The 19823-nt window shown below is 70.3% G+C and carries 17 protein-coding genes and 1 pseudogene; 6 read left to right on the top strand and 12 right to left on the bottom strand.

Annotation, left to right across the window (positions count from 1 at the left end; all coding sequences use genetic code 11):
- Positions 1-824 (top strand): glycerate kinase (locus G3I19_RS22455; RefSeq protein WP_164265482.1); only part of this gene is annotated, 824 nt, incomplete at its 5' end.
- 198 nt (positions 825-1022) lie between these two features.
- The gene (locus tag G3I19_RS22450; protein ID WP_164265484.1) at positions 1023-1418 is read left to right on the top strand and encodes a MarR family transcriptional regulator; all 396 of its coding nucleotides are present in this window, start codon (positions 1023-1025) and stop codon (positions 1416-1418) included.
- 67 nt (positions 1419-1485) lie between these two features.
- On the opposite strand, the gene pssA is transcribed toward G3I19_RS22450, so the two are convergent.
- The 12 genes from pssA to G3I19_RS22390 form a co-directional block, all read right to left on the bottom strand.
- Positions 1486-2340, bottom strand: coding sequence for a CDP-diacylglycerol--serine O-phosphatidyltransferase (gene pssA / locus G3I19_RS22445; protein ID WP_203599940.1), 855 nt, complete (start codon positions 2338-2340; stop codon positions 1486-1488).
- A complete protein-coding gene (locus tag G3I19_RS22440) occupies positions 2327-2974 on the bottom strand; it encodes a phosphatidylserine decarboxylase (RefSeq protein WP_164265481.1) in 648 nt (215 codons plus the stop codon). The genes pssA and G3I19_RS22440 overlap by 14 nt, the downstream gene beginning before the upstream one ends.
- Positions 2975-3143: 169 nt before the next feature.
- Positions 3144-4349: an acyl-CoA dehydrogenase family protein gene (locus G3I19_RS22435; RefSeq protein WP_164265480.1), complete on the bottom strand. Its 1206-nt coding sequence runs from the start codon at positions 4347-4349 to the stop codon at positions 3144-3146.
- Between the two features lie 42 nt (positions 4350-4391).
- Entirely contained in the window at positions 4392-4895 is a 504-nt protein-coding gene (locus tag G3I19_RS22430) for a MaoC family dehydratase (protein WP_164265479.1), read from the bottom strand.
- Between the two features lie 3 nt (positions 4896-4898).
- On the bottom strand, positions 4899-5873 hold the full coding sequence (locus tag G3I19_RS22425; protein WP_164265478.1) for a CoA ester lyase: 975 nt from the start codon (positions 5871-5873) through the stop codon (positions 4899-4901).
- Entirely contained in the window at positions 5870-7882 is a 2013-nt protein-coding gene (locus G3I19_RS22420) for a protein meaA (RefSeq protein ID WP_164265477.1), read from the bottom strand. The genes G3I19_RS22425 and G3I19_RS22420 overlap by 4 nt, the downstream gene beginning before the upstream one ends.
- A gap of 9 nt (positions 7883-7891) precedes the next feature.
- Positions 7892-9289: a crotonyl-CoA carboxylase/reductase gene (gene ccrA, locus G3I19_RS22415; protein WP_164265476.1), complete on the bottom strand. Its 1398-nt coding sequence runs from the start codon at positions 9287-9289 to the stop codon at positions 7892-7894.
- A gap of 377 nt (positions 9290-9666) precedes the next feature.
- On the bottom strand, positions 9667-10482 hold the full coding sequence (locus G3I19_RS22410; protein WP_239074674.1) for a TetR family transcriptional regulator: 816 nt from the start codon (positions 10480-10482) through the stop codon (positions 9667-9669).
- Positions 10483-10582: 100 nt separating this feature from the next.
- Positions 10583-12364, bottom strand: coding sequence for a 3-hydroxyacyl-CoA dehydrogenase (locus G3I19_RS22405; RefSeq protein WP_164265474.1), 1782 nt, complete (start codon positions 12362-12364; stop codon positions 10583-10585).
- A gap of 423 nt (positions 12365-12787) precedes the next feature.
- Positions 12788-13576 (bottom strand): 3-oxoacyl-ACP reductase, encoded by a 789-nt coding sequence (locus tag G3I19_RS22400; RefSeq protein WP_164265473.1) that lies wholly within the window; start codon positions 13574-13576, stop codon positions 12788-12790.
- A gap of 1 nt (position 13577) precedes the next feature.
- On the bottom strand, positions 13578-14951 hold the full coding sequence (locus G3I19_RS22395; protein WP_164265472.1) for an aldehyde dehydrogenase family protein: 1374 nt from the start codon (positions 14949-14951) through the stop codon (positions 13578-13580).
- A gap of 11 nt (positions 14952-14962) precedes the next feature.
- Positions 14963-16330 (bottom strand): glutamine synthetase family protein, encoded by a 1368-nt coding sequence (locus G3I19_RS22390; protein WP_164265471.1) that lies wholly within the window; start codon positions 16328-16330, stop codon positions 14963-14965.
- Between the two features lie 74 nt (positions 16331-16404).
- On the opposite strand from G3I19_RS22390, the gene G3I19_RS22385 reads away from it, so the two are divergent.
- From G3I19_RS22385 to G3I19_RS22370, 4 genes and pseudogenes are all read left to right on the top strand, one after another.
- A complete protein-coding gene (locus G3I19_RS22385; protein WP_164265470.1) occupies positions 16405-17136 on the top strand; it encodes an FCD domain-containing protein in 732 nt (243 codons plus the stop codon).
- A gap of 101 nt (positions 17137-17237) precedes the next feature.
- Entirely contained in the window at positions 17238-18713 is a 1476-nt protein-coding gene (gene eat, locus G3I19_RS22380) for an ethanolamine permease (protein ID WP_164265469.1), read from the top strand.
- Positions 18714-18774: 61 nt separating this feature from the next.
- Positions 18775-19473, top strand: coding sequence for a gamma-glutamyl-gamma-aminobutyrate hydrolase family protein (locus tag G3I19_RS22375; protein ID WP_164265468.1), 699 nt, complete (start codon positions 18775-18777; stop codon positions 19471-19473).
- Between the two features lie 103 nt (positions 19474-19576).
- Positions 19577-19823 (top strand): annotated as a pseudogene (locus G3I19_RS22370) (adenylosuccinate lyase); the annotation flags it as partial.

Below are 19823 nucleotides of genomic sequence, written 5' to 3'. Positions count from 1 at the left end.
TCACCGCCACGACGTACGGCTCCGGCGAGCTGCTGCGCGCGGCGCTCGACGCGGGGGCCACGTCCCTCGTCTTCGGCGTCGGCGGCAGTGCCACGACCGACGGCGGCGCGGGCATGCTCGCCGCGCTCGGTGCCCGCTTCCTGGACGCGGACGGACAGCCCGTGGGGCCGGGCGGCGGGGCACTGAGCGAGCTGGCGACGGCCGATCTGTCCGGTCTGGACGCCCGGCTCGCCGGTACGGAGATCGTGCTCGCCAGCGACGTGGACAACCCGCTGACCGGGCCCAAGGGCGCACCAGCGGTCTACGGCCCGCAGAAGGGCGCGTCGCCCGAGCAGGTCGAGATCCTGGACGCGGCGCTGGCGCACTTCGCCGCCGTGCTGGAGAAGTCCATCGGGGCGGGGGCCGCTGAGGCCGCTCTCGCACCCGGGGCGGGCGCAGCGGGCGGTATCGGCTTCGGGGCGCTGGTCGGCCTCGGGGCGAGCTTCCGCGCGGGCATCGACGTGATGCTCGACGTCCTCGGCTTCGCCCCGGCCCTGGCCCGGGCGACCCTGGTCGTCACCGGTGAGGGGTCGCTCGACGAGCAGACCCTGCACGGCAAGGCTCCGGCCGGTGTGGCCGCGGCGGCACGGGCGGCGGGCAAGGAGGTCGTCGCGGTCTGCGGCCGCCTCACGCTCCCGGCTGAGGTCCTCGGCAGGGCGGGTATCCGCCGTGCGTACGCCCTCACCGACCTGGAGCCGGACGTGGAGCGCTGCATCGCCAACGCGGGCCCGCTGCTCGAACAGGCCGCCGAGAACATCGCCCGCGACTTCCTGGTCCGCGGGTGACCGGCCGCAGGTGACCCGTCCGCGGGTGACAGCCGGTCCTTCCGGGGCGTGAACCGGGCCGGGCGGGGCACACCGCCCGGCCCGGCCCGTGCTGTCGGCCGCGGACCCGTCGCGCCCGCCAAGTGTTTGAGATGCTCAACTTTCCTGGCGTAGCATCGGCCCATGCCAGAAACCCCCGGAGCCGGCACCGACCGGCTCATGGAGCTGCTCTCGGTGTCGCTCGGCGCCTACTACGGTGACTTCACGGCCGCGGCCGCCGCCGAGGGCCTCACCGCCAGCCAGGGCAAGACGCTCAGTGTGCTGCGCCGGGGGCCGTCCGCGATGCGTGCCCTGGCGACCACCCTGGCCTGCGACGCCTCCAACATGACCGGGATCGTCGACCGGCTGGAGAAGCGCGGCCTGGTACGCCGGGAACCCGGCCCCACCGACCGCCGCGTCAAGAACGTCCTGCTCACCGCGGAAGGCGAGCGTGCCGTCGACGCGATCAGGGCGGGGATGCACGCGACGCTCGCCGGTATCGGAGCCCTGCCCGAAGACGGCCGCGCCGCCCTCGCCGACCTGCTGGAGCGTGTCTTCGCCGCCCGCACCGGCTGACCCGGGCACGGGAAACGGCGGAGGCCCCGAGTGCGATGCACCCGGGGCCTCCGCCGTTGTCCGCGAGCTACGGCAGCTGAGCCGTACGCGCCTCGCGGCGGTTGTCGCGGAAGGTGTTGACCCGGCGCGCCGTGGCGAAGAGCGGGATGACCGCGCCCAGCACCACCTGGAGCGCGCAGCCGGTCTGCAGGAGCAGCTGGCCGCCGGGGGCGTCGAACGCCCACGCGGCGAGCAGCCCCATGGCGCCCACGATCCAGCTGAGCATCCCCACCGCGAGGACACCGCGCGGCTTCGGGTACTCGACCCGGCTCACCATCAGCCAGGCGACCCCGATGACCGCGAGCAGCGTCGGTACGAAGGGCAGCTCGAGCAGCACGATGGAGACCACGGTCAGCGCCCCGAAGGGGGACGGCATGCCCTGGAAGGTGCCGTCCTTCAGGGCCACGCAGGAGAACCGCGCAAGCCGCAGCACCACCGCCAGCAGCACCACGATCGCCGCCACCGCCGCGACCCGCTGGTGGGCGTCGTCCGCGACCATCCCGTACACGAGCACGAAGTAGGCCGGGGCGAGCCCGAAGCTGATCAGGTCGGAGAGGTTGTCCAGCTCCGCGCCCATCGGCGAGCTGCGCAGCTTGCGCGCCACGAGCCCGTCGCAGAGGTCGAAGATCGCTGCGAGCAGCATCAGGATCACGGCGGTCGCGGCGGAGTGCCGCCCCATGCCGGTCTCCTGGCTGCCCTGGAGGTGCGGGATGAGGATCCCGGTGGTGGTGAAGTACACCGCCATGAACCCGCATGTCGCGTTGCCGAGTGTCAGCGTGTCCGCTATCGACAGCCGCATGGAGAGCGGCATGTCCTCGGTGTCGTCCTCGGCGTCCGCCTCGGGAACCCAGCCGGTCTGTGTCTCCGGATCAATCACGGTCAATTCGAGTCACCCCCGCGGTGGTGGTCTGGCCGACCTCGACCGCGACATCGATACCTTCCGGAAGGTAGATGTCGACGCGCGAACCGAAACGGATCAGGCCGATCCGCTCGCCCTGCTCCACCTTCGTGCCCTGGGGGAGATACGGCACGATACGGCGGGCGACGGCGCCGGCGATCTGCACCATCTCGATGTCACCGAGCTCGGTGTCGAAGTGCCAGACAACGCGCTCGTTGTTCTCGCTCTCCTTGTTGAACGCCGGAACGAAACCGCCGGGGATGTGCTCGACCGACGTCACGGTGCCCGCCAGCGGTGCGCGGTTCACATGGACGTTCAGCGGGCTCATGAAGATCGCGACGCGGGTGCGCCCGTCCTTCCACGGCATGATGCTCTGCACTACACCGTCGGCCGGGGAGATGACCCGGCCCTGTGTGATCTCCCGCTCGGGGTCGCGGAAGAACCACAGCATGCCCGCCGCGAGGGCGGTGGTGGGCACGGCGACGGCGGCCCAGCGCCCGGACCTGCGGGCCCGGGTCAGGCTGAGCGCCGCGGTCGCGACAGTCGGCAGGAGCCACGGCGATGCTCCGCGCGCAAGACGGACGCGACCGCGTGGTGCAGAGGTTTGGCTGTGGGGCATGAATGACCTTCGTAGCGGATGATGCCGCGCGGGAACGGGGGACGGCGGCTTTCGGGCGATGCTATCGGTTGTGGACCACAACTGGGCAAGCCAGGAAGCCGAGTCGGCGGCTGGAAGACGATGACTGGCTGTGATCTTCTTCGCTGATATATCGCCACGAAAGGGACAATCAGCCCTGGAATCGGTACTCTTCGAGGAGTCGGCGGCCGATGATCATTTTCTGGATCTCGGCGGTACCTTCGCCGATCAGCAGCATCGGGGCCTCGCGGTAGAGCCGCTCGATCTCGTACTCCTTGGAGAACCCGTATCCACCGTGAATACGGAAGGCGTCCTCCACGACCTCCTTGCAGTACTCGGATGCCAGGTACTTGGCCATCCCTGCCTCAAGGTCGTTTCGTTCCCCGGAGTCCTTTTTGCGTGCCGCATTCACCATCATCGCATGGGCGGCTTCCACCTTGGTAGCCATTTCGGCCAGCTTGAACTGAATCGCCTGATGCTGGGCGATCTGTTTGCCGAACGTATGACGTTGCTGTGCGTAGCCGATGCCCAGTTCGAAGGCGCGCTGTGCTACGCCGCAGCCACGCGCTGCGACATTCACCCGGCCGACTTCCACTCCGTCCATCATTTGGTAAAATCCTCGGCCCGTAACGCCGCCAAGTACGCGATTGGCCGGAATTCGCAGCCCGTCCATAATCAGCTCGGTGGTGTCGACCCCCTTGTAGCCCATCTTGTCGATCTTGCCGGGGATGGTCAGGCCCGGACGGACCTCGCCGAAGCCCGGCTCTTTCTCGACCAGGAAGGTCGTCATCGACTTGTGCCGGGCGGTCCCCTCGGGGTGACCCTCGTCACTGCGGCACAGGACCGCGACGAGCGAGGACGTGCCGCCGTTGGTCAGCCACATCTTCTGGCCGTTCAGGACGTACTCGTCGCCGTCCTTCGTCCCCTTCGACGTGATCGCCGACACATCCGAGCCCAGCGCCGGCTCGGACATCGAGAACGCCCCGCGGACCTCGCCCGCGGCCATCCGCGGCAGGAAGGTGTCCTTCTGCTCCTGGGTGCCGTGCTGCTTGAGCATGTACGCCACGATGAAATGCGTGTTGATGATGCCCGACACGCTCATCCAGCCACGCGCTATTTCTTCGACACACAGCGCGTAGGTGAGCAGCGACTCGCCGAGCCCCCCGTACTCCTCGGGGATCATCAGCCCGAACAGGCCGAGTTCCTTGAGGCCCTCGACGATCTGGGACGGGTACTCGTCGCGGTGCTCGAGTTCGGTCGCGACCGGCAGGATCTCCTTGTCGACGAAGTCCCTGACGGTGGCCAGGATTTCCTGCTGCACATCGGTCAGACCCGTGGTCTGGGCGAGTCGGCTCATGACTGCTTCTCCTGTGACGTCACGCAGTTGGTGGGGGTGCGCCTAGTGGGAAGGCACGGGGCGGCCGGGCTGCTCGCCGCCGCGTTCCTTGATGTAGGTCACGGTGGGGACCATGACCTTGCGGCGGAAGACGCAGACGACGGTGCCGTCCTGCTTGTAGCCCTTGGTTTCGACGTGGACGATGCCGCGGTCGGTCTTGGACTTCGACGGGGTCTTGTCCAGGACCGTGGTCTCGCCGTACAGCGTGTCGCCGTGGAAGGTCGGCGCGATGTGCTTGAGCGACTCGACCTCCAGGTTGGCGATGGCCTTGCCGGAGACGTCGGGGACGGACATCCCGAGGAGCAGCGAGTAGATGTAGTTCCCGACGACGACGTTCTTGCCGAAGTCGGTCGTCTCCTCGGCGTAGTTGCTGTCCAGGTGCAGCGGGTGGTGGTTCATGGTGAGCAGACAGAAGAGGTGGTCGTCGTACTCGGTGACCGTCTTGCCTGGCCAGTGCTTGTAGACCGCGCCGACCTCGAACTCCTCGTAGGTGCGTCCGAACTGCATGGCTCAGGCCTCCGGGGCTTCGAAGGAGGTGGTGCGCCGCATCCCGGCGGCCCGGCCCTTGCCCGAGATGACCAGGGCCATCTTGCGGCTGGCTTCGTCGATCATCTCGTCGCCGAGCATCGCCGAGCCCTTCTTGCCGCCCGCCTCCGATGTGCACCACTCGTAGGCGTCGAGGATCATCTCGGCGTGGTCGTAGTCCTCCTGGGACGGCGAGAAGATCTCGTTGGACGCCTCGACCTGGCCGGGGTGCAGGACCCACTTGCCGTCGAAACCGAGGGCCGCCGCCCGCTTGGCGACCTCGCGGTAGCCGTCGACGTTGCGGATCTGCAGGTAGGGGCCGTCGATCGCCTGGAGGTCGTAGGTGCGGGCCGCCATGAGGATCTTCATCAGGATGTAGTGGTAGGCGTCCGCGCCGTAGCCGGGCGGCTGCTCGCCGACCACCAGGGTCTTCATGTTGATCGATGCCATGAAGTCGGCGGGGCCGAAGATGATGGCCTCGTTGCGGGGCGAGGCCGCCGCGATCTCGTTGACGTTGACCAGGCCCTTGGCGTTCTCGATCTGCGCCTCGATGCCGATCTTGCCGACTTCGAGGCCCACGGTCTTCTCGATCTGGGTGAGCAGCAGGTCCAGGGCGACGATCTGCTGGGCGTCCTGCACCTTAGGGAGCATGATGCAGTCGAGGTTCTGTCCGGCGCCCTCGACGACGGTGATGACGTCGCGGTACGTCCAGTGGGTGGTCCAGTCGTTGACGCGCACGACGCGGGTCTTGCCCGTCCAGTCGCCCTTGTTCAGCGCCTCGACGATGGTGTGCCTGGCGCCCTCCTTAGCGAGCGGCGCGCAGGCGTCCTCCAGGTCGAGGAAGACCTGGTCGGCCGGGAGCCCTTGGGCCTTCTCCAGGAAGCGCGGGTTCGATCCGGGCACGGCGAGACACGAACGCCTCGGACGCAGCCGGTTCACGGGGCTGGTTGACTCGGTCATGCGGGGACCTCCAGAGGGTCGAGCTTGTTCGCTTTCCGGATCACTTCGACGATACGTCCGATGATCTCCGTGATCCCGAAGTCCTTCGGGGTGAAGACGGCGGCCACACCGGCCTCCTTGAGTGCCGTGCCGTCGGCGTTCGGGATGATCCCGCCGACGATCACGGGGATGTCCGACGCACCGGCATCGCGCAGCCGTTCGAGCACGTCCGGGACCAGTTCGGCGTGCGAGCCTGACAGGATCGACAGGCCCACACAGTGCACGTCCTCGGCCAGCGCCGCGGCGACGATCTGCTCGGGGGTCAGCCGGATGCCCTGGTAGACCACTTCGAACCCGGCGTCACGGGCGCGTACGGCGATCTGCTCGGCGCCGTTGGAGTGACCGTCCAGGCCCGGTTTGCCCACCAGCAGGCGCAGCCGCCCGCTGCCGAGATCCTGGGCCGTACGGGTCACGGCGGCGCGTACGCCGGCGAGGGGGGTGCCCTCGTCGGCGGTCACCGCGACCGGCGCGCCGCCCACCCCGGTCGGCGCCCGGAACTCGCCGAACACATCGCGCAGGGCCCACGACCACTCGCCCGTGGTGACACCCGCACGGGCGCAGGCCACGGTCGCCTCGAAGAGGTTGCCGTCACCGGCCGCGGTCGCCTTGAGGACCGCGAGGGACTCCTGCGCCGCGCCCTCGTCGCGGTTGTCGCGCCAGGTGTGCAGCGCGGCGACGACCCTCGCCTCGTTCTCCGGGTCGACCGTCATGATCGCCGTGTCCAGGTCGGCGGTGAGCGGGTTGGGCTCGGTCGACTCGTAGCAGTTGACGCCGACGATCTTCTCCTCGCCGCCCTCGATCCTGGCCCGGCGCCCGGCGTGCGAGGAGACCAGCTCCGACTTGAGGTAGCCGGACTCGACGGCCGCCATCGCGCCGCCCATCTGCTGGATGCGCTCGATCTCCGCGAGCGACTCCTCGACCAGCTCGTCGACCTTGGCCTCGATGACATGGGAGCCGTCGAAGATGTCCTCGTACTCCAGCAGATCGCTCTCCTGGGCGAGCACCTGCTGGATCCGGAGCGACCACTGCTGGTCCCAGGGCCTGGGCAGCCCGAGCGCCTCGTTCCAGGCGGGCAGCTGCACGGCGCGGGCCCGTGCGTCCTTGGACAGGGTGACGGCCAGCATCTCCAGGACGATGCGCTGGACGTTGTTCTCCGGCTGCGCCTCGGTGAGCCCCAGGGAGTTGACCTGCACGCCGTAGCGGAAGCGGCGCTTGCGGGGGTCCGTGATGCCGTACCGCTCCTGCGTCAGGCGGTCCCAGATGCGGCCGAAGGCGCGCATCTTGCACATCTCCTCGATGAAGCGGACGCCCGCGTTCACGAAGAACGAGATCCGGGCGACGACCGCGTCGAACCGCTCGGGCGGCACCTGCCCCGAGTCGCGTACCGCGTCCAGGACCGCGATCGCGGTGGACATGGCGTACGCGATCTCCTGGACCGGGGTGGCACCCGCCTCCTGCAGGTGGTAGCTGCAGATGTTGATCGGGTTCCACTTGGGGATGTGGGCCACCGTGTACGTGATCATGTCGGTGGTGAGCCGCAGACTCGGCCCGGGCGGGAACACATGCGTCCCGCGCGACAGGTACTCCTTGACGATGTCGTTCTGTGTGGTGCCCTGGAGCCGGTCCGGGTCCGCGCCCTGCTCCTCCGCGACCACCTGGTAGAGCGCCAGCAGCCACATGGCCGTGGCGTTGATGGTCATCGACGTGTTCATCTGCTCCAGCGGGATGTCCTGGAACAGCCGCCGCATGTCGCCGAGATGGGAGACGGGCACCCCGACCCGGCCGACCTCGCCCCTGGCCAGGATGTGGTCCGGGTCGTAGCCGGTCTGCGTGGGCAGGTCGAAGGCGACGGACAGACCTGTCTGGCCCTTGGCGAGGTTGCGCCGGTAGAGCTCGTTGGACGCTTCGGCCGTCGAGTGGCCCGCGTAGGTCCGCATGAGCCAGGGGCGGTCCTTGTGACGTTCAGTCATCGGGAGACCTCAGACGTTCCGGCCGGCGGGTGCGGTCTGCGCCGCCGGGGTGTCGCGGAACAGGTTGATGGAGCCGATGTGCTTCTCGCGCAGCTCCGGGTCGCGCACCCCGAGCCCCTCGGCGGGGGCCAGCGCCAGGACCCCGACCTTGCCCTGGTGCAGGTTGCGGTGGACGTCGTACGCGGCCTGGCCGGTGTCGTCCAGCGAGTACACCTTCGACAGGGTGGGGTGGATCTTGCCCTTGGCGATCAGCCGGTTGGCCTCCCACGCCTCGCGGTAGTTGGCGAAGTGGGAGCCGATGATCCGCTTCAGTGACATCCACAGATAGCGGTTGTCGTACTCGTGGGTGTACCCGGAGGTCGAGGCGCAGGTGACGATCGTGCCGCCCTTGCGGGTCACGTACACGGAGGCGCCGAAGGTCTCGCGGCCCGGGTGCTCGAAGACGATGTCCACGTCCTCGCCGCCGGTCAGTTCACGGATGCGCTTGCCGAACCGCTTCCACTCGCGCGGGTCCTGGTGGTGCTCGTCCTTCCAGAACCGGTAACCATCGGCGCTGCGGTCGATGATCGCCTCGGCGCCCATCCGCCGGCAGATGTCCGCCTTCTGCTCGCTGGAGACGACACAGATCGGGTTGGCGCCGCCGGCCAGCGCGAACTGGGTGGCATAGCTGCCGAGTCCGCCGCTCGCGCCCCAGATCAGCACGTTGTCGCCCTGCTTCATGCCGGCGCCGTTGCGCGACACCAGCTGGCGGTACGCGGTGGAGTTGACGAGGCCGGGGGCGGCGGCCTCCTCCCAGCTGAGGTGGCCGGGCTTGGGCATCAGCTGGTTGGACTTGACGAGGGCGATCTCCGCCAGGCCGCCGAAGTTGGTCTCGAAGCCCCAGATGCGCTGCTCGGGGTCGAGCATCGTGTCGTTGTGGCCGTCGGAGCTCTCCAGCTCCACCGAGAGGCAGTGCGCGACGACTTCGTCGCCCGGCTGCCAGGCGTTGACGCCGGGGCCGGTCCGCAGCACGACGCCCGCGAGGTCGGAGCCGATGGCGTGGTACGGCAGGTCGTGGCGCTTGGTGAGCTCGCTGAGCCTTCCGTAACGCTCCAGGAACGAGAAGGTCGAGACGGGCTCGAAGATCGAGGTCCAGACGGAGTTGTAATTCACCGAGCTGGCCATGACGGCCACCAGGGCCTCACCGGGGCCGAGTTCGGGCACCGGCACGTCCTCGACATGGAGGGACTTGCGGGGGTCCTTGTCGCGGCTTTCGAGTCCGGCGAACATCTCGGCCTCGTCCTTGTGCACGGTCACCGCGCGGTACGAGTCGGGGAGGGCCAGGGCGGCGAAGTCGGCCGCCGTGGCAGCGCTGGATCCGCTTGCTGTGTCGGTCCGCGACTGGATCGCGTCCAGGATGTCCTTCACGGTGCTGCCTCCGGCGAAGCGTGTTGGGGGAGTCGGTCGGGGTGGCCCCGCGGGAGGCGGGGCCGCTGCTGTGGAGGTGTGCCGTCGGTTCGGCGTGGGACTGGAGCGGCTGCGCCGTGGTGGGGCGCTGAAGGTGCCTGTGACGCAGGCGTCCGGGCGCGTGAACACGTGGTCCACGGGGACAGCCGGCACGCGAAGGTCGCTGCACACCGGCCGCTCGGACACCTTCAACGTATGGCACCGGGTGCCAAGCCGCAAGACACTGAGTGCCAACAAATTCCCTCAGTTGTCACCGGCGGGTCACGAATGAGCGAAAACGCCAGAAACGGCCGCCCCCGGAGGGGCGGCCGTCGCGGTACGGGTGGGTACGGGTGCGGTCAGCGCTTCCTCAGCGCCTGCTCGATGGTGCGCATGACCTCATCGAGCGGGGCGTCGGTACGCGCCACCGTCACCAGGACCTCACCACTGCTCCGCACGGCCGCGGCCGGGCTGCGCTCAGCGGTGCGGCCGGCGCCTATCCCGGTGCCGAAGGTGTCCCGGACGATGGCGAAGGCGTGGTCGAGCCTGGCCTCCACATCGCCCTGGCCGCCGGACCGCAGCCAGCGGCGCAGTACGTGGTTGTGCGCGGTGACCACGGCGGACGCCGCGACCTCGGCCAGCAGCGGGTCGTCGTTGCCGTCGTGCTGCTCGTGCTCGTCGAAGTGGCCCAGCAGATAGCGGGTGAACAGCCGCTCGTAGCGGGCCACCGAGGCGATCTCCGCCTCCCGCAGCGTCGGCACCTCACGGGTCAGCTTGTACCGCGCGACGGACACCGCGGGCGACGCCGCGTACATCCGCATGACTTCCTTGATGCCCCGGCACACGGTGTCCAGCGGGTGCTCGTGCGGCGGCGCCGCGTTCAGCACCGCCTCGGCCCGTACCAGCGTGTCGTCGTGGTCCGGGAAGATCGCCTCTTCCTTGGAGCGGAAGTGCCGGAAGAAGGTCCGGCGGGCGACCCCGGCCTGCGCCGCGATCTCGTCGACGGTCGTCGCCTCGTACCCCTTGGCCGCGAAGAGCTCCATCGCGGCCGCGGCCAGTTCACGGCGCATCTTGAGCCGCTGAGCCGCCGCGCGGCTGCCTGCGGCACTCTCAGGGGCGTCGGACGACGCCTTCTTGCGGACAGGCCGTCGGACGGGGCCGGTGAGCTCGGGCATGGTCCGAACGTACTGCATGGGACCGTCGGAACGTGGCGCCGGGCTGCTGGGACCGGGCGGGCCACCCGGTCCCAGCAGCCCGCCCCAGCCGCCCGCCGGATCAGCGACGGGCATACTCGCGGAAGCCGCGCCCGGTCTTGCGGCCCAGGCAGCCGGCCGCCACCAGATGTTCGAGGAGCGGCGCGGGAGCCAGGCCCGGGTCGCGGAACTCGCGGTGCAGCACCCGCTCGATGGCGAGCGACACATCGAGACCGACCACGTCGAGCAGCTCGAACGGGCCCATCGGATAGCCGCCGCCCAGCTTCATGGCCGCGTCGATGTCGTCGAGCGTCGCGTAGTGCTCCTGGACCATCTTGACCGCGTTGTTGAGGTACGGGAACAGCAGTGCGTTCACGATGAATCCGGCCCGGTCGCCGCAGTCCACCGGATGCTTGCGGACCGCGGTGCAGACCTCGCGGACCGTGGCGTGGACGTCGTCGGCGGTGAGGACGGTACGGACCACCTCGACCAGCTTCATCGCCGGGGCCGGGTTGAAGAAGTGCATCCCGATGACGTCCTGCGGGCGCGATGTGGCGCGGGCACACGCGATCACCGGCAGCGATGAGGTCGTGGTGGCGAGCACCGCGCCCTGCTTGCAGACCTTGTCGAGCGTGCCGAAGAGCTGCTGCTTGACCTCCAGGTCCTCGGCCACCGCCTCGACGGCCAGATCCACATCGGCGAACGCGTCGAGCGAACCGGCCGGGGTGATCCTGGCGAGCGTCTCGTCACGGGCCGCGGCGGTCATCCGGCCCTTGTCGACGGAGCGGGCGAGCGACTTGGCGATACGGGCCTTGGCGGTGTCGGCCTTCTCCGGGCTGCGGGCGGCGAGCACCACGTCGTAACCGGCCTTGGCGAACACCTCTGCGATGCCCGACGCCATCGTCCCCGAGCCCGCGACGCCCACCGAAGCGACCGGGCGTGCCGTGGCGGCCTGCACACCGTCGAGCGGGGTGAGGGCGTCCCGCACCACATCGGAGCTGCCCGGCGCGTCGTACGTGTAGAAACCGCGGCCCGACTTGCGCCCGGTGAGGCCGGCGTTGCCGAGCTGCTTGAGGATCGGCGCGGGGGCGTGCAGCCGGTCCCTGGACGCCGTGTACATGGCCTCCAGGACGGTGCGCGCGGTGTCGATGCCGATCAGGTCGAGCAGCGCGAGCGGCCCCATCGGCAGCCCGCAGCCGAGCCGCATCGCCGCGTCGATGTCCTCGCGGGACGCGTACTTGGCCTCGTACATGGCCGCGGCCTGGTTGAGATAGCCGAAGAGCAGCCCGTCGGCCACGAAACCGGGGCGGTCGCCGACCGCGACGGGCTCCTTGCCGAGCTCGCGGGCCAGTACGGTCACCGCGTCGACGGCCGTGGGCGCGGTCAGCACCGACGAGACCACCTCGACCAGTTTCATCGCCGGGGCCGGATTGAAGAAGTGCAGGCCGAGGACGCGTTCGGGGTGTGAGGTGTCGGCGGCGAGCCGGGTCACGGACAGCGCGTTGGTACCGGTCGCCAGGACCGCCGTGGGACGGACGATCGTGTCCAGCGCGCGGAACACCTGCTGCTTCGTCTCGTACGACTCCGGCACGACCTCGATGACCAGGTCGGCGTCGGCCGCGGCCTGGAGGTCGGAGAAGGTGCGGAAACGCGCGAGGACGTCCAGGCGCTCCTGGCCGGTGAGGCGATCGCGCTGTACGGCACGTGCGGTGGAGGCTTCCAGCGCGGCCACGGCGCGGCCCGCGGCTTCGGGGCTGACGTCGATACCGATGACCTCGCGGCCGCCGCGGGCCAGGACCTCGGCGATGCCGGTGCCCATGGTGCCGAGGCCGACCACGGCGATGGTGTGCAGAGGGATGTCCATCAGGGGACTCCAGGGATGAGTGACGACTGAGGGGCGCACGCGGTGCCGGTCGTACGGGAGGTACGCGCCGGGGGCGTGCGGAGGTGTCGTAAGAGAGGGCCGACGGGCCCGGTCCCGGGGCCACGTCGTACAGAACTGCTGAACCGACAGACACTCGTCGCGGCTGCGTCACCAGGCCGCGCTGAGATGGAGCTGAGGTCGAACGGACGGGATGATGTCCCGCTCACTTGAGACTAACCGGCCGGTAACGAGCGCGCCATACCTGGGGCGCTGTGATCTGGATCGCTGCCGAGGACCGGACTCGCCGCCGTACGCCGGACCGGCTCCCGGACGGAATACCTCCGGGGCCGGCCCGCGATGCCTCCGTGGCCGGCCCGCGACCGCACGCCGGCCCCGGAGGTGTCGGGGGAGCGGGGCAGGGGGTCAGCCGACGGGCGTGACGTACGCTCCCGCGATCCCGCCGTCCACCAGGAACTCGGCGGCGTTGACGAAGGAGGAGTCGTCACTGGCGAGGAAGGCGACGGCCGCCGCGATCTCCTCGGGCTCGGCGAACCGGCCGACGGGGACGTGCACCAGGCGGCGCTCGGCCAGCGCCGGGTCGTCGGCGAACAGCTTCTTCAGGAGCGGGGTGTTGACCGGCCCCGGGCAGAGCGCGTTGACCCGGATGCCCTCGCGGGCGAACTGGACGCCCAGTTCGCGGGACATCGACAGCACACCGCCCTTGGACGCGGAGTAGCTGATCTGCGAGGTGGCCGCGCCCATCACGGCCACGAAGGACGCGGTGTTGATGATGGAACCGCGGCGCTGGTCCCGCATGTACGGCAGGGCGTGCTTGCAGCACAGGTAGACCGAGGTGAGGTTGACCTCCTGGACCCGCTTCCAGGCGTCCAGTTCCGTGGTGAGGATCGAGTTGTCGTCGGGCGGGGAGATACCGGCGTTGTTGAAGGCGATGTCGACCGAGCCGTAGGTGTCGAAGGCGGTCCTGTACAGCGCCTCGACCTGGCCGGGGTCGACCACGTCCACCTGGACGAAGAGCCCGCCGACCTCCTGGGCGGCGGCCCTGCCCGCCTTGTCGTCGATGTCGGCGCAGACGACATGGGCGCCTTCGGAGGACAGCCTGCGGGCGGTGGCGAGGCCGATACCGCTGCCGGCTCCGGTGATCACTGCGGTGCGGCCCACCAGCCGGCGGCACACGGGGGTCCGGTCGGTCACTTCAGTACTCCTCGGATGCGATGAAGACGTTCTTGGTCTCGGTGAAGGCGGACAGCGCGTCCGGGCCCAGCTCACGGCCGAGTCCGGACTGTTTGAAACCGCCGAAGGGGGTCGAATAGCGCACACTGCTGTGGGAGTTGACGGACAGATTGCCTGCCGCGACGGCGCGCGAGACCCGCAGTGCCCGGCCGACGTCGCGGGTCCACAGGGAGCCGGAGAGCCCGTAGTCGGTGGCGTTGGCGAGGCGGACCGCGTCGGCCTCGTCGTCGAAGGGGAGGACGACGGCGACCGGGCCGAAGATCTCCTCGACGGCCGTACGGTCGTCGGGCCGTCCCTCCAGGACGGTGGCCGGGTACCAGAACCCCTTGCCCGTGGGGGCCTCGCCACGGATGGCGGCCGGGGCCTCCTCGGGGACGTAGGACCGTACCCGTTCGCGCTGGGCGGCGGAGATCAGCGGCCCCATCAGGGTGGCGGGATCGGTGGGATCGCCGACCGTGAACGCCCTGACCGCGGGTTCGAGCAGCTCCATGTACCGGTCGTAGACCTGGCGTTGGACGAGGATGCGGCTGCGGGCGCAGCAGTCCTGGCCGGTGTTGTCGAGGAAGGAGCCGGGGGTGGCGGCCGCGGCGGCCTCGATGTCGGCGTCGGCGAAGACGATGTTGGGGCTCTTGCCGCCCAGCTCCAGGGTCAGCCGCTTGGTCTGCTCCGCGCAGCGGGCGGCGATCCGCCGGCCGGTCGCGGTGGAGCCGGTGAAGACGACCTTGGCGACGCCCGGGTGGTCGACGAGGGCGGCGCCGGTGACCGGGCCCTCGCCCGGCAGGACCTGGAAGAGGCCGTCGGGCAGCCCGGCGTCCAGTGCGTACTGCGCGAGCCGCAGCGCGGTGAGCGGGGTGGTCTCGGCGGGTTTGAGGAGCACCGCGTTGCCGGCCGCGAGCGCGGGGGCCGCGCCCCAGGCGGCGATCGGCATCGGGAAGTTCCAGGGGGCGATCACGGCGACGACGCCGAGCGGTTCCTGGAAGGTGACGTTCAGGCCGCCCGCGACCGGGATCTGGGCGCCGTTGAGGCGCTCCACTCCGCCGGCGGCGTACTCCAGCAGATCGCGGACGTTGCCCGCTTCCCACTCGGCGTTGCCCAGCGGGTGGCCGGCCTCCTGCACTTCGATGCGGGCCAGCGGCCCGCGGTGGGCGTCCACGACGTCGGCGAACCGGCGCAGCAGCCGGGCCCGGTCGGCGGGTGCCAGGGCGGCCCATCCCGCCTGGGCCGCGGCGGCCCGCCGTACCGCGGTGTCGACCTCGGCGGGGGATGTGGTGGGCACGGTGGCCACCAGGTCCTCGTTCGCCGGATTGATGATGTCCAGCTCGTGCACTGTGACCATGTGGCGGTTCCTCACATGCGCTCGAAGGAGCGGAAGCGTTCCCAGTCGGTGACGGCCGCGTCGTAGGCGTCCTGTTCGACGCGGGCCATGTGGCGGTAGTGGTCGACGACCTCGTCCCCGAAGGCTGCCCGGGCGATCGGGCTGTTCTCCCAGCGCTCGGCGGCCTCGCGGAGCGTGGTGGGGACGTGGGCGGCGTCGCTGCTGTAGGCGTTGCCGGTGCAAGGGTCGGGGAGTTCCAGCTCGTTCTCCACCCCGTACAGACCGGCCGCGACCATCGCCGCGACCGCCAGATAGGGGTTCACATCGCCGCCCGGCAGCCGGTTCTCCAGGCGGTGCGAGCGGCCGTGGCCGATCACCCGCAGGGCGCAGGTCCGGTTGTCCGGGCCCCAGGCGACGGCGGTGGGCGCGAAGGAACCGGCGCGGAAGCGCTTGTAGGAGTTGATGTTCGGGGCGTAGAAGAGCGTGAAGTCCCGCATGGCGGCGACCTGGCCCGCCAGGAAGTGCCGCATCACGTCCGACATGCCGTACGGGCCGGTGTCGTCGGCCAGTACGGGCCGGCCGTCCGCGTCCTGCAGCGACAGGTGGATGTGGCAGGAGTTGCCCTCCCGCTCGTCGTACTTGGCCATGAAGGTGAGCGACATGCCCTCCTGGGCCGCGATCTCCTTGGCGCCGGTCTTGTAGACGCTGTGCTGGTCGCAGGTGGTGAGCGCCTCGTCGTAGACGAACACGATCTCGTGCTGGCCGAGGTTGCACTCGCCCTTGGCCGACTCGACGGCCAGACCGGCCGCGCCCATCTCGTTGCGGATGCGGCGCAGCAGCGGCTCGACTCGGCCGGTCCCGAGCACCGAGTAGTCGGCGTTGTACTGGTTGGCCGGGGTCATCCGGCGGTAGCCGCGTGACCAGCCGTCCTCGTAGGTGTCCTTGAAGACCAGGAACTCCAGCTCGGTGCCCGCGTAGGCGCTCCAGCCCCGTTCGGCGAGCCGGTCGAGCTGGCGGCGCAGGATCTGCCGGGGCGACGCGGTGACCGGCGAGCGGTCGTGCCAGGCCAGATCGGCGGTGATCAGCGCCGTGCCGGGGTTCCAGGGGGTGCGGCGCAGGGTGGCGGGGTCGCCGTGCATGGCGAAATCGCCGTAACCGCGCTCCCAGGAGGACATCTCGTAACCGTCGACGGTGTTCAGGTCCACGTCCACGGCGAGAAGGTAGTTGCAGCCCTCCGTGCCGTGTTCGAGGACGGTGTCGAGGAAGTAGCGGGCGGCGAACCGCTTGCCCTGGAGCCTGCCTTGCATATCGGTGAAGGCGAGGACGACAGTGTCGATCTCTCCGGTGTCCACGAGCGCTCTGAGCGCATCGGCCGAGAGTGGGGGCGTGCGGTCAGCCACGGTACTGCCTCCTGTCACTGCATCCGGAGGTCATAAGGTATGCGTGTGAACCATTGATTGGGAAGGTGTTGGTGATGGACGGTGCGTTGGACCGGCTCGCGCCCGTGCTGCGGCCGGTGCGGGCGGGCAACGGCTTCGAGGAGGCGCTGGAGCAGATACTCCAGACGGTCCGGCTCGGTCTGGTCCCCCAGGGCGAACGGCTGCCGTCCGAAAGGGAGTTGGCCGAGCGGCTGCGGATCAGCCGGGTGACGCTGCGTGAGGTGCTCAAGGTCCTGCAGGACCAGGGCCTGGTGGAGGCCAGGCGCGGGCGGTACGGCGGCACATTCGTACGAGTGCGTACGGAGAATCCCGGCGAGGCCGAACTGCGGCGCCGGATCGGGCAGACCGACGTCGAGGACGTGCTGCGGTTCCGTGAGGTGCTGGAGGTCGGCGCGGCCGGGCTGTGCGCGACGCACGGACTGACCGGCGCGGAGGGCGACCGGCTGCGCTCCGCGCTGGCGGCGACCCGGGACGCGCCGCTGGCCGAGTACCGCAGGCGCGACACGATGCTGCATCTGACCCTGGCGGAGCTGTCCGGCTCGGCGTCGCTGGCGGCCCAGTACGCGGCGGTGCGGTCGGGCGTGAACGATCTCCTGGACTGCATTCCGCTCCTGGTGCGGAATCTGGAGCATTCGCAGACCCAGCACAGTGCCGTGGTCGACGCGGTTCTCGAGGGCGACGCGGACGGGGCGCGCGAGGTGATGCGCGAGCACTGCTGTGGCACCGCCGCCCTCCTGCGCGGATTCCTGACCACGCCCGCGCCCTGACGACCCGTTGCCGCACGGGGTCTTGCGCCGGAGCGATCGGGCAGCAAAGGTATGCCGCTGAACCTTTACTCCGATCCCCAGCGGCGAGGCAGGAGCGGCTCATGGCCGACAGCGAGGAAACCGCACGCACCGCACCGCCCCTTCCGTCCCCGGGCGGCCGGGCATCGCCCGAGGACACCTATCTGGAGCGCCGCGCACTGCGCCGCGGCAGCGCCGGGCCCCTGCTGCTGACCGGCCTCGGCGTCGCCTATGTCGTGTCGGGAGACTTCTCCGGCTGGAACAACGGCCTGGCGCAGGGCGGATTCGGCGGTCTGGCGATCGCCGCAGTCCTGATGGGCCTGATGTACACCTGCCTGGTCTTCGCCCTGGCGGAGCTGTCCTCGATCCTGCCGACCGCGGGCGGCGGTTACGGCTTCGCCCGGCGCGCGCTGGGCACCTGGGGCGGCTTTCTGACCGGGACCGCGATCCTGATCGAATACGTGCTGGCGCCCGCCGCGATCGCCATCTTCCTCGGCGACTACGTCGAAGCGCTCGGCCTGTTCGGACTGCACTCGGGCTGGCCGGTCTACCTCGCCTGCTTTGTGATCTTCATCGGCATCCATCTGTGGGGCGTCGGCGAGGCGCTGCGGTTCAGCCTCGTCGTCACCGCGATAGCCGTCGCCGCGATCGTCGTCTTCGCGGTGGCCGCCTTCACCGGCTTCCAGGTGGACACGCTCAATGACATCCCCGTACGGGGCGGCGCCGTCGGGGCCAGCTCCTGGCTGCCGTTCGGCGTACTGGGCATCTGGGCGGCCTTCCCGTTCGGCATGTGGTTCTTCCTCGGTGTCGAGGGCGTACCGCTGGCCGCCGAGGAGACCAAGGACCCGGCCCGTGTCCTGCCGAAGGCGATGGCCGCCGCGATGGGCGTGCTGCTGCTGCTCGCCCTGGTCACCTTCACGGCGGCGACCGGCGCCCGCGGCTCCGCCGCGATCCAGTCCGTGGGCGATCCACTGGTTCACGCGCTGCAGCCGCACGGCGATCCGACCGTGGTCAGCCGGATCGTCAACTACGCCGGTCTCGCGGGCCTGGTCGCCTCGTTCTTCTCCCTGATCTTCGCGGGCTCACGGCAGCTCTTCGCGCTCTCCAGGGCCGGCTATCTGCCCCGTTTCCTCTCTCTCACCAGCCGCCGCAAGGCGCCCTATCTCGGCCTGCTGATCCCCGGCGCACTCGGCTTCGCGCTCGCGGCGGCCACCGGTGACGGCGCCCGGATGCTGAACGTCGCGGTCTTCGGCGCCACCATCTCGTACGCGCTGATGTCCCTCTCGCACATCGTGCTGCGCCGCCGCGAGCCCGCACTGCACCGCCCGTACCGCACCCCGGGCGGCGCGCTGACCTCGTCCGTCGCCTTTGTGCTCGCCTGCTCGGCGCTGGTGGCGACCTTCCTGGTCGACAAGGAGGCGGCCTTCATCGCGCTGGGCGTCTACGGCGTGGCGCTGGCCTACTTCGCCTTGTACTCCCGCCACCGTCTGGTGGCAGCGGCGCCCGAGGAGGAATTCGCGGCGCTGGCGGCGGCCGAGGCAGAACTCGAACGCGACTGACACCCGGCGGACCGTACGTCGGCCCGTCGCCCCCCGCCCCACCCACGCACGGAGGAGCCCGATGTCCCAGCCGCTGATCGGCATCAGCACCTATCTGGAGGACGCCAGGTGGGGGGTGTGGTCGCTGCCCGCCGCGCTGCTGCCCGCCGGCTACCACCGGATGGTGCAGCGCGCGGGCGGGCTCGCGGTGCTGCTGCCGCCGGACGACCCGTCGGCCGCGACGGCGGCCGTCGCCCGCCTGGACGGGCTGGTGATCGCCGGCGGGGCGGACGTCGAGCCCGTCCGCTACGGTGCGGCCGCGCATCCGATGACAGGGCCGCCGGCCCAGGACCGGGACGCCTGGGAAGTGGCCCTGATCCAGGCCGCGCTGGAGAGCGGCGTACCGCTGCTCGGCATCTGCCGGGGGCTGCAGCTGCTGAACGTGGCGCTGGGCGGCACCCTCGTCCAGCACCTCGACGGACACGCGGGCCCGCCCGGCGTCTTCGACCGGCATGTCGTCGAGCCGGTTCCGGGGACGCTGCTGGGCCGGACGCTGCCCGAGCCGGTGTCCGTGCCGACCTACCACCATCAGGCGGCGGACCGGCTCGGGCGCGGGCTGCTCGCTTCGGCCCATGCGCAGGACGGCACGGTCGAGGCGCTGGAACTGCCCGGCGCGCGCGGGTTCACCCTGGCCGTGCAGTGGCATCCGGAGGCCGGGGACGACACACGGGTGATGGCCGCACTGGTGGCGGCGGCGCGCACGGGGTCCGCCGTGCGGTGAACAGGCTTCCGGCGTACGGGCGTTCACGGGCCGCAGCCCCGGCCGTCGGGCCGCTGACGCTGTATGCCGCCCAGGGCCGCGGCCGCCGCACTACGCTTCCGGCATGGACGAGGCTTCCGGCACGGACGAGGATTCGCGGGCGTTCACGGACCGGCTGCGCCGCGAGGCCGGGGGCTCGACGGCGTACGAACGGCTGGCCGCCTCCGCGGATCCGGAGGAGCTGGCCGGGGTCCTGACCGAGCCGGGACAGCCTTTGTGGGCCAGGGAGCTGGCGGCGTTCCGGCTCGGCCGCGCCGGGGACCGCCGGGCCTTCGAGGCGCTCGTGCTGCTGCTCAACCACCGCGACTCGG

The sequence above is a fragment of the Streptomyces sp. SID10853 genome (genome assembly GCF_010548145.1).
Taxonomy (GTDB): Bacteria; Actinomycetota; Actinomycetes; order Streptomycetales; family Streptomycetaceae; genus Streptomyces.
Note: the sequence above shows the minus strand (reverse complement) of the source record. Positions and strands in the feature narration are given on the sequence as shown.

Excerpts from the sequence above, each read along its gene's own strand:
- G3I19_RS22395 (WP_164265472.1), bottom strand. The coding sequence starts at position 14,951 with ATGGTCACAGTGCACGAGCTGGACATCATCAATCCGGCGAACGAGGAC.
- G3I19_RS22435 (WP_164265480.1), bottom strand. The coding sequence starts at position 4,349 with ATGAGCCGACTCGCCCAGACCACGGGTCTGACCGATGTGCAGCAGGAA.
- G3I19_RS22450 (WP_164265484.1), top strand. The coding sequence starts at position 1,023 with ATGGAGCTGCTCTCGGTGTCGCTCGGCGCCTACTACGGTGACTTCACG.
- G3I19_RS22425 (WP_164265478.1), bottom strand. The coding sequence starts at position 5,873 with ATGACCGAGTCAACCAGCCCCGTGAACCGGCTGCGTCCGAGGCGTTCG.
- eat (WP_164265469.1), top strand. The coding sequence starts at position 17,238 with ATGGCCGACAGCGAGGAAACCGCACGCACCGCACCGCCCCTTCCGTCC.
- G3I19_RS22375 (WP_164265468.1), top strand. The coding sequence starts at position 18,775 with ATGTCCCAGCCGCTGATCGGCATCAGCACCTATCTGGAGGACGCCAGG.
- G3I19_RS22430 (WP_164265479.1), bottom strand. The coding sequence starts at position 4,895 with ATGCAGTTCGGACGCACCTACGAGGAGTTCGAGGTCGGCGCGGTCTAC.
- G3I19_RS22410 (WP_239074674.1), bottom strand. The coding sequence starts at position 10,482 with ATGCCCGAGCTCACCGGCCCCGTCCGACGGCCTGTCCGCAAGAAGGCG.
- G3I19_RS22405 (WP_164265474.1), bottom strand. The coding sequence starts at position 12,364 with ATGGACATCCCTCTGCACACCATCGCCGTGGTCGGCCTCGGCACCATG.
- G3I19_RS22440 (WP_164265481.1), bottom strand. The coding sequence starts at position 2,974 with ATGCCCCACAGCCAAACCTCTGCACCACGCGGTCGCGTCCGTCTTGCG.
- G3I19_RS22420 (WP_164265477.1), bottom strand. The coding sequence starts at position 7,882 with ATGACTGAACGTCACAAGGACCGCCCCTGGCTCATGCGGACCTACGCG.
- G3I19_RS22385 (WP_164265470.1), top strand. The coding sequence starts at position 16,405 with ATGGACGGTGCGTTGGACCGGCTCGCGCCCGTGCTGCGGCCGGTGCGG.